This is a genomic window from uncultured Clostridium sp., assembly GCF_937920395.1.
GTDB lineage: Bacteria > Bacillota > Clostridia > Clostridiales > Clostridiaceae > Clostridium_AD.
Window position 1 is genome coordinate 1 of sequence record NZ_CALEVF010000027.1, and the last position, 9,645, is coordinate 9,645.

Sequence of the window (9,645 nt, forward strand, 5' to 3'; positions counted from 1 at the left end):
ACATGACTTTTAATCATGGTGTCCGGAGTTCGATTCTCCGGTAAGCCACCAAAAAGACACTTCTTATGAAGTGTCTTTTTTTATGGCTTATATATTAATAAAAAACAAATCTTCCGATATAATCCATTGAGAAAATATCATTATTAGTTTAAAATGATTATATACTTAAACATAAGACAAAGGGGAGTGTGTTTGTTTGTTTGAATCAATAGTAGAGGTTTTTGATAAAGAAAAAATCCAAGCTTTTTTTGGTGGATTCACATATATTAAACTTAGATACGTTGGAATAGCTATTGGAGTTTTCGTACTGTTTTTATTATTGAAAAATATATTTGCGAAGTATGTATTCAAAATGATATTAAAACTTGTTAATAAAACAAAATTTAAAGCAGATACAAAAATAGTATCTGCATTTGAAAGACCGTTGATTAATTTTTTTGAAGTATTAGGAATATATTTTGCCTTTGTGATTTTACGATATGCATTACCAATACCGCTAGCTTTTATAAACAGGCTTTTTAGTTCCGCCATAATAATATTAATTTCATGGGGACTCTACAATCTTACAGGAGAATCTTCTCTTTTATTTGAGAGAATGCATAAAGCATATGATATAAAAGTTGATAAAATATTATTTCCATTTATATCAAAGACATTAAGATTAATACTAATAGCATTAGCTGTTACAATAATAGCTGAAAAATGGGGATATAACATTCAAGGGTTCATTGCAGGACTTGGACTAGGTGGATTGGCATTTGCACTAGCAGCTAAAGATGCCGCTGCTAATATTATTGCAGGTATGTCTATAATATTAGATAAACCTTTTACTATCGGAGACTGGGTTAACAGTGATAGCTTAGAAGGTAGTATAGAAAACATTTCTTTTAGAACTACCAAAATAAGAACTATTGATGAAGCATTAATAATAGTACCTAATTCAAAGTTAACTAATGAACCACTAACCAATTTTAGTAGAAGAGGTAAACGAAGAGTTAGTTTTAGTTTAGAACTTAATTATATAACATCTAGGCAAGAATTAGAGACGTTTGTCTCAAGAGTTAGAAGTATGTTAGAGAATCACCCTCAGGTTAATAAGGAAGGTATTCTTGTTAGATTTGATAAGGTAAGCACCGCTAGTTTAGATATTTTAGTATGTTATTTTGCTGATACACCAGATTTTGATGAATACTTTAGAGTAAAAGAAGATATAAACTTCGAAATAGTGGATATATTGCATCAAGAAAATATTTCAATGGCATTTCCAAGAACTAATGTGTATTTAGATGATTTACCAAATAAAGTCGAAAATAAATATGAAAAACCATTAGATATGATTCAGAATAAAGATATATCAACAGAGAATATTGGTGAAGATAAGGATAAACAATAAGTATTATAAAATAGAGTTTTTGAGATTATAATATCAACATAGCCTATAAGATATAGGCATATGGTAAATAAAAAAGGAATTAGACAAGATAATTTGTCTAATTCCTTTTTATATTTTATGGATTTACTGTATGAAGCTTAGTAGTAGCATTATATTAAGCCCGGTTACTATAAGCCCGATAATCCAAAGAGTTATTTTATTTAGTGTACTATTAGCATATTTGCCCATAACTTTCTTTGAAGAAGTTAAATATATCTGGAGGAATATAGTTATAGGAAGTTGTATACTTAATAACATTTGTGAGTAGATAAGACCTTTAAAAGGATTGGTTATAAAAAATATAGCTATTGCAGCACCAATTAAAGTAATGCCTATTCCAAGTTTAGTATATATATTATTAATATCATAATCCTTACCGAATATTCCTGCAAAAATACTTCCACCTGCCATGCCTGCAGTAACGGAGGATGAAATTCCAGCGAAAAGCAGAGCTATAGCGAAAATAATAGATGCTGTATTTCCAAGTAGAGGTGTTAGCATCTGATGAGCCTGATTAAGTTCTGTAACATGAATTTTTTGTGCAAAGAAAGTAGTTGCTGCAATAAGGATCATAGCACTATTTATAGCCCAGCCTACTATCATTGAAAAAAATGTATCCATAAATTCATATTTAAGTTGTTTTTTTATTACACTCTCATCTTCTAGATTCCATTGACGACTTTGAATTACTTGTGAATGTAAAAATAGATTATGAGGCATTACGACAGCTCCAAGTACACTCATTATTATTGGAAGAGATCCACTGGGAAAGGAAGGCTTGATCCAACCTATCATAGCTTTTCCCCATTCTACATGTACAAGACTTAATTCGAATAAAAATGACAGTCCTATAAGTGAAACAAACCCAATAATCCATTTTTCTAGTTTTCTATAAGAATTTGTATATAGTATCCATAAGATAAAAAATAGAACTAATATTGTCCCAAGCTTTAAAGGAATACCAAACAGCATATTTAAAGCAATTGCACCACCAAGGAGTTCTGCAAGGGCAGTAGATATTGCAGCTATTACAGCAGTACCAAGAACCACACGGTTGAGACTTGGTTTTAATGTGGCAGTAGATGCTTCTGATAGGCAATTACCTGTAACAATTCCAAGATGTGCAGCATTATGCTGAAGAAGAATAAGCATAATAGTTGAAAGTGTTACCATCCAAAGGAGAGCATAGCCATACTCGCCACCAGCAGAAATGTTTGCAGCCCAGTTTCCAGGATCGATAAATCCTACTGTTACTAAAAGGCCTGGTCCTATATATCTTAAAAAATTTAAAGCTTTAAGTTTAGGTTTGCGTTCTTTTTTAAAGTAATTTTTAATAAATGATAAGTTCAATATAACACATCCGTTCTATATTATTCCTACAATATATAGTATATGATAACTGCTATTTAAATCAACAAAAAGGTACAAATAAAGAAATATTAAAGAATTCATAAAATAATTTTAAAAAGATTAAATAGACTAATATATATAAACAGTAGGTGGCAAAACTAAAAGTACAATACATGTATATAATCATTATAAACCTTAAATAGTAATAAGAAGAATATGAATAAGAAAAAAACAAATACTATAATCATATTATATCAGAAAGGGAGTTATAAATTGAAAATAAATAAATTACTAATATGTCCTAAGTGTAATGGTAAAAACTTTGAAATGAAACATGAGGCCACTTTTATTTATACATATAAAATAGATTTAGTTAATGCAAGTATAGAAGATAAAGAATCAAAGAATCTTCCATTTTTGTTTGATAATAGAGAGCAGACTTGTTTTAAGGAATTTATAGAATGTGATACCTGTGGAACAAAATATCCTTGCAAATTTGATAAATATAATCAAACAATAGATCTTACTATAATGAAAAAAGCGATAAGATCAGATAACGTGAAAGAACCTGAATTTTTGGGATAAAGTAATTATAGAGTAATACGTATCATGCACTTACATATATAGTGTGCGAAATATACTTTTTATATTTATATTTGCATTAATGTCCCTTGATGTTAATTTGTAATATTGACAAATATATTCAAGTAAACCATAATTAAGTTTTAAGTAATAAGCAAAATTAATAATTAAGGGGCGAATGTATGCAAAAGAAAAATCTTAATTGGATTTTAGTTATAGGGTGGATGCTAGTAATATTCATGTTTTCTAGCCAGAGAGGCAATGTATCAGATGAAAACAATAAATTTGTCATATACGTATTTAACTTACTTGGGTTAAATTTAAATAGCATATTTGGAACCTTGAGTGATTTTATAATTAGAAAAGCATCCCATTTTACTGAATATTTTATTTTATATATGTTAATATATAGAGCAATAAATAAAAGTAAAAAGGTAGATATAAAAATTTTTATTGGTACTATATTAATGGTATTTCTTTATGCATGTACCGACGAATTTCATCAAGCGTTTGTTCCAGGAAGGTCACCTGCATTTAGAGATGTAATGGTAGATACATGTGGAGGGCTTACCGCATTTCTATTTATTTATATTGTTGCATTAAAAAAAAGACCCACTTCTTCGAATAAAGATTTAAATAAGCCTTGTAAGTAGCTTTTATCGGCTAAGTACAGGGTTTTTATTTTTAATACCAAAGTGTAACCAAGGATAATATTAAGTAAGAGCTTAATTTAATTAATTAACAAAGGTATTTTTTAGTAAGTTAAGAAAAGTTTATAAGAGTTTGAATAGTATATTTTTATTGCATTATCCTAAAGATAAATTAAGTGAAAAATAAATTATCTTAGGATGGTGTGAAATGAAAAATGCAAAAACTACTTCAATATTTATTATATTTAGTATAGCTATTGTGGTATTTTATGGTTGTAATTTTACTGCTAAAAAATTAGCAATAATTACAAAAGTAGCACCGGTGGATAAAAAAACGGCTGATGGATTTATACCGGCTTTATATGGGAATCAGTCAATGCAATCTCTAATTTATATCCCAGAAGATGACGTTATTATTTCAGGTTACAAATTATATTCTGGAACGGAAGGACTATGTACTTTGAGAAAATGGAATAGAAAAACTAAAAAACTAATAACAAATTATGATAATTTAAAGCTTTATCATTGTTCTGATATGACATACAACCCAAATACTAAAGAAATATTTATATCAACTAATACTGATCCTCGAGCAAGGAATTACATATCTGTATATGATTATACAACTATGAAATTTAAACGTGAATTTCAATATGTTTATAAGTCCATAGTTTATGGAATTGCTTACTCTAAGTTGCATAATCAATTTGTGTTCTATGATAATTCTGATGTCCGTATATGTGATGTCAATATGGTTTCACAATCAGTTTTTAACGTGCCCAATCTAGGTATGAATTACCAAAGCATAGAAGTTTATAAGAATTATGTTTACATTTATTACGATATAGCTATTCAAATTTATGATTTTCAAGGTAATTATATTAAAACTTATAAAATTGATAAACTCGATGAAGGAGAGGGGATTTGCCACATAGGATATGGTAAGTTCTTAATTGGTAGAGTAATAAATACTCCTATGGCAACGGCTTCTGCTACATCGAGATTATATATATTTGATACATCACTACTGGGCACTTGTCGTAAGTTTTTAGGGAGTTATTTTACAAGGTCTTAAGTCTGTTAATGATAGTAGAATCCAACCGTTGTTTGAATTATTTTCTATAGGTGATTTGTCATAAGACTTGAATCTCCAACAAATTTAAATTCTTTATTACTTAAATTCTTTATGAAAATTGAAATAATTTAAAAGCTAATCGGATACACACTTGATTAGCTTTATTTTATTTCAATCCTACTAAAAACCCAATTTAATCAAGTTATCCAAACATTAATTACTGTGTTACGAAAATTACCTTGAAGGGATGAAAAAGGCAGGCTTTATTTACAGATAAAATGTTGGTGTAAAAATTCATTTACAGTTAAATAATATAAAATTATGTGAATTAATGTAGAAATAAATAAATAATGAAAATTAGAGATTATTTATTTTAGTATAGTTATTGATACACTCAGTTAAAGCTAAATGTTATAATATGATATAAATGAATAATATGATTTTATATGGGTATACGAGGTAATGAGGATATTAAGGTAAAAAAACGAATAGGAGTTTTGTAGTTAAGGTATAAAGTTATTTATAGTAAGTTAGAGAAGATAGAAAATTTTAATGGGGTGATTTGGGTGGGTATATTAAAGAGAATATTTGAAAGTTTTAGAGTATATGATGAAAAGGAATTCAATGAAAAAGGAGTTCATAGAAACGGTACTATATATGATAATAGGGGTTATAACAATAAAGGGTATGATGTAAAAGGATTTAATAAAAAAGGATTTAATAATATGAGAAAACATATAAATGGAACGTGGTATGATGCTGATGGATATGATAAATCTGGATTCAATAAAAATTCAATACATATGAATGGGACATATTTTGATGAAAATGGAATAGGGTGCGATGGGTATAATGCACATGGATTAGACAAAAATGAATATAATCGTGGTGGCTTAGATAAAGATGGATATGATAGAGAGGGATACGATAAATTTGAATTTAATAAAAAAGGTATAGATAGGTTTGGCTATAATAAAAATGGTTATGATAAGAATGGCTTTGATAAAAATGGATATGATAAAGGCGGATATAATAATAATAGATATGATAAAGATGGCTTTAACAGCGTAGGGTATGACAAAAGAGGTTTTGATAAAAATGGGTTCGATAAAAACAAATATAATTGTAATGGTTGCGATAAAAATGGATTTAATAAATTAGGTTATGATGCTTGTGGATTTAACAGTAATGGATTTGATATAAGGGGATTAGACAAAGAAGATTACAATATGGAAGGGTATAATTTGCGAGGATTTGATAGGGCTGGATTTGATATGCAGGGATATAGTATAAGTGGGGGATATAAGAAATTTATAGATACTTATATCAAAAAAAACATTTTATCCATGTCTCAAGACAATAGTAAATTATATAGACATGAAATAAAAGAAATTATGTTAAACATTGAAAGAGCAGAAAAAAGTGCTTCAGTAAGGGACTACATTGCTTCCATATCTCATTTAAGAAGAGCAGGAGAATTTTTTACAGTTGAATTACTTAGATATAATGGGAAAGAAGGGAAAGAAATTTTTCAATTGAATCAGTTTGAAAAAATTGGACTGCTTAAACAAGAAAACTATATAACAGTTATTGCAAGCAAAACTTTAGATAGGCTTAGAAGAGATGGAAATTCAGGCGTCCATCAAGGCAAAGCAGATAAAATAGAAACTAATAAATTATTATATGACATGAAAAAGATTGTTAACAATTGGATTGAAGATAAATATGCAATTTAATATAAAATAAATATAGTTATATACAGAGTTGTGCACAATAAAACCATAAGAATGGGAGTAACTGTGGATAACTTTCGTTTTGTGTGCATTAAAATATTAATAGATAAGGAGATGATGAAGTATGGGTTGTCCATTTGATTGTATAACTGATTTAGTGTTTGTAGATAATTATGTACAAAAGGCTGATATAATTTTAGTTCCAGGGTGTAGTCAGCCACAAATTATGGAAAGGGCTGCAGAATTGTATCACAAGGGCCTTGCACCATATATATTACCAACAGGTGGTGAAAACCATGAGATATATAAATATAAGACTGAGTGGGAATACCTTAAGACTATAGGTATTGAATTGGGAGTACCAGAGGAGGCGATATTAAAAGAAGACAGAGCGAAAAATACGTTTGAGAATGCACGATTATCATTAGAAGTTTTAAATGAAAATAAGATAGACATAAAAAATGCAATATTGGTTTGTAAATCATATCATTCAAGAAGAGCATTGTTAACGTATCAAGTAGTATTTCCGCGTGATGTAGAATTCTATGTATCTACAGTTACAGATAAATCAGGGGTAACAAAAGATAACTGGTTTTCAAATGCAGATTCGACTAATCTTGTTATGGGGGAAGTAGTAAAAATAGGTAGGTATTTTAAAAATGAAATATGTACCCCAAAAAGAAAGATTTAAAGTATTCTCTGGGGTACATCAAATGTTACAGTGAATATTTTTATTACATTAGTTAATTTTAAATTTCTTTATCTCGGTATCTAACTCTTCTGCTAATAATTGAAGCTCGCTTGAATGTTTCGTAAACTCTTCCATAGCAGCGGTTATCTCCTCAGTAGATGCGGTTACTTGCTGCGTAGAGGAGGCTGTTTGTTCTGATATAGATGAAATATTTTCTATTTCTGATACTGTGGATTCCTTTTTCTCATTTATATCAATTATAGATATTTTTACTTCTTCAACTTTATTTATCATTATTTCAATTGATTTTAATATTTGGGTAAATAGATTTTTAGTTTGTACTACTGCTAAATCTTGTTCATTTACTACTATTTCAGTGGATTTGATAGCATTTAATGCCGAAACAGATTTTTTCTGTATACTTGCTATAATTTTCTTTATTTCTTCTGTTGAATTCTTTGATTGATCAGCAAGTTTGCTTATTTCTCCAGCAACTACTGAGAATCCTTTACCTGCTTCACCAGCACGTGCAGATTCTATACTTGCGTTTAGTGATAAAAGATTAGTTTGTTCTGTAATGCTTACTAATGTTTCTGATATTGTATCTATTTGTTTAGTACTCTCATTCATATCTTGGATTATAGTATCAACTTCTTTTGTAGAAAGTTTAGTTTTGTTTGATTTCTCGATTAAGGTATCTATCATTGAAAGCCCTTTAGATCCTAACTTTTTAGTATCTATTGAAAGGGTATCCATTTCATTAGAGTTAACACTAATTTTATCTAATCTAATTGATAGGTCGTCCATAGCGGAAGCACCATCTTGAGCATTCTGCGCCTGTTGAGTTGCGCCCATTGAAACTTGCTCTATAGCAGTTGCCACTTCACTGATAGAGGCCGTTACCTCTTCCGACATACTTGCAAGAGTGGTTGAGGTCTCTGATACAGTTTTGGAGGAATTAGTGACATTGTTCATGATACCTGACATGTTTTTCATCATTGAGTTAAAGGAGGTTGCCAGATCCATAAATTCATCTTTTGTAGAAGCAGTAATAGATACAGTTAGGTCTCCATTTGAAGCTTTAGCAAATACTTCTTTCAAATTTTTAATATTATAACTAATTCCTTTACTTAAGAATAATGCCATAAATATCGAAATTAATCCCATAATTAATATGATTAGGAGAGTAACCTTTAAAATAGAGGCTGTATCACTAGTCAATTCGCTTTCGTTTAAGGGAGCTACTAATTTCCAACCGGTTAATTTATTCGTTACAAATACTCCGAATTTTTTCTCACCATTATAATTGTACTTAATAAAAGAATTATCTTCCGATTTAATGTTGTTCCAAATCGATAACTTAGAGGCCTCATTTGTTCCTATAAGGTCTTTTTTAGGATGAGATATAATATTACCTAAAGTATCAGATATAAACACATATCCAGTAGTCCCTACCTTTTTTGTGGACATTCGTTCTGAAAGTGTAGTTAGGGCACAATCCATTCCTACAACACCAACTACTTGACCATTTTTTACGACAGCACGTGCAATTCCAACAACAGTACTTCCAGTTACGTTATCTTTATATGGAGGAGTTATTATAACTTGACCTTGATGTTCAGTAGCTTGTTTATACCAGGAACTTTTGGTTGAGTCATATCCAGTAGGCATTTTTGAGATAGGGTATGTATTAAACTTTCCAGAAGCAGTTCCATAATACATATTAAGTATATCTTTATTGCTTTCTTTTACTCCTTTCAATACATCTGGTACATAATTGTAATTGTCACCTGCATCAACATTTATAAAATCATAATTATTTGATGTCATTGATATCATATTATCAAAACCATTAAAATAATCAGATAATCCGTTACTTATTTCTGTAAGTGTTTGAGAACTTGTTATTGTAAGTTTTTTACTGAGAATTGATTTTGACTCAGTATAAGATCCAAAACCAGATATGATTAATGGAATAATGCAAATAGATACCAAGCTAATAATTAATTTAGTGCGAATACTGTTCAGTTTAAAATTTTTGAATTTAATTTTAATTCCCCCCTTTATAATACATAAAATAGTTAATTTCATAACCTTGTAGTCAAGTGACTTCAAGGCTTTACAATTATATA

General features: G+C 29.2%; 8 protein-coding genes. 6 read left to right on the forward strand and 2 right to left on the reverse strand.

Features of this window, described 5'->3' with window-relative positions; translation table 11 throughout:
- Window positions 1–196 precede the first annotated feature (196 nt).
- Window positions 197–1,393 carry a mechanosensitive ion channel family protein gene (locus Q0649_RS01685; protein ID WP_298836588.1) on the forward strand — a complete coding sequence of 399 codons (1,197 nt, stop codon included), beginning with the start codon at window positions 197–199 and terminating at the stop codon, window positions 1,391–1,393.
- 123 nt (window positions 1,394–1,516) lie between these two features.
- Here Q0649_RS01685 and Q0649_RS01690 read toward each other — a convergent pair whose 3' ends face one another.
- The gene (locus tag Q0649_RS01690) at window positions 1,517–2,782 is read right to left on the reverse strand and encodes an Nramp family divalent metal transporter (RefSeq protein ID WP_298836590.1); all 1,266 of its coding nucleotides are present in this window, start codon (window positions 2,780–2,782) and stop codon (window positions 1,517–1,519) included.
- 273 nt (window positions 2,783–3,055) lie between these two features.
- On the opposite strand from Q0649_RS01690, the gene Q0649_RS01695 reads away from it, so the two are divergent.
- The 5 genes from Q0649_RS01695 to Q0649_RS01715 all read left to right on the forward strand — a co-directional run bounded on the left by Q0649_RS01695 (window position 3,056) and on the right by Q0649_RS01715 (window position 7,513).
- On the forward strand, window positions 3,056–3,367 hold the full coding sequence (locus Q0649_RS01695) for a hypothetical protein (RefSeq protein WP_298836592.1): 312 nt from the start codon (window positions 3,056–3,058) through the stop codon (window positions 3,365–3,367).
- Between the two features lie 179 nt (window positions 3,368–3,546).
- Window positions 3,547–4,017 (forward strand): VanZ family protein, encoded by a 471-nt coding sequence (locus Q0649_RS01700; protein WP_298836594.1) that lies wholly within the window; start codon window positions 3,547–3,549, stop codon window positions 4,015–4,017.
- Window positions 4,018–4,222: 205 nt separating this feature from the next.
- Window positions 4,223–5,089 carry a hypothetical protein gene (locus Q0649_RS01705; protein ID WP_298836596.1) on the forward strand — a complete coding sequence of 289 codons (867 nt, stop codon included), beginning with the start codon at window positions 4,223–4,225 and terminating at the stop codon, window positions 5,087–5,089.
- 566 nt (window positions 5,090–5,655) lie between these two features.
- Window positions 5,656–6,825 (forward strand): DUF4145 domain-containing protein, encoded by a 1,170-nt coding sequence (locus Q0649_RS01710; protein WP_298836598.1) that lies wholly within the window; start codon window positions 5,656–5,658, stop codon window positions 6,823–6,825.
- Window positions 6,826–6,946: 121 nt separating this feature from the next.
- Window positions 6,947–7,513 carry a YdcF family protein gene (locus Q0649_RS01715; protein ID WP_298836600.1) on the forward strand — a complete coding sequence of 189 codons (567 nt, stop codon included), beginning with the start codon at window positions 6,947–6,949 and terminating at the stop codon, window positions 7,511–7,513.
- A gap of 48 nt (window positions 7,514–7,561) precedes the next feature.
- Here Q0649_RS01715 and Q0649_RS01720 read toward each other — a convergent pair whose 3' ends face one another.
- The gene (locus Q0649_RS01720) at window positions 7,562–9,562 is read right to left on the reverse strand and encodes a methyl-accepting chemotaxis protein (protein WP_298836602.1); all 2,001 of its coding nucleotides are present in this window, start codon (window positions 9,560–9,562) and stop codon (window positions 7,562–7,564) included.
- Window positions 9,563–9,645 lie beyond the last annotated feature (83 nt).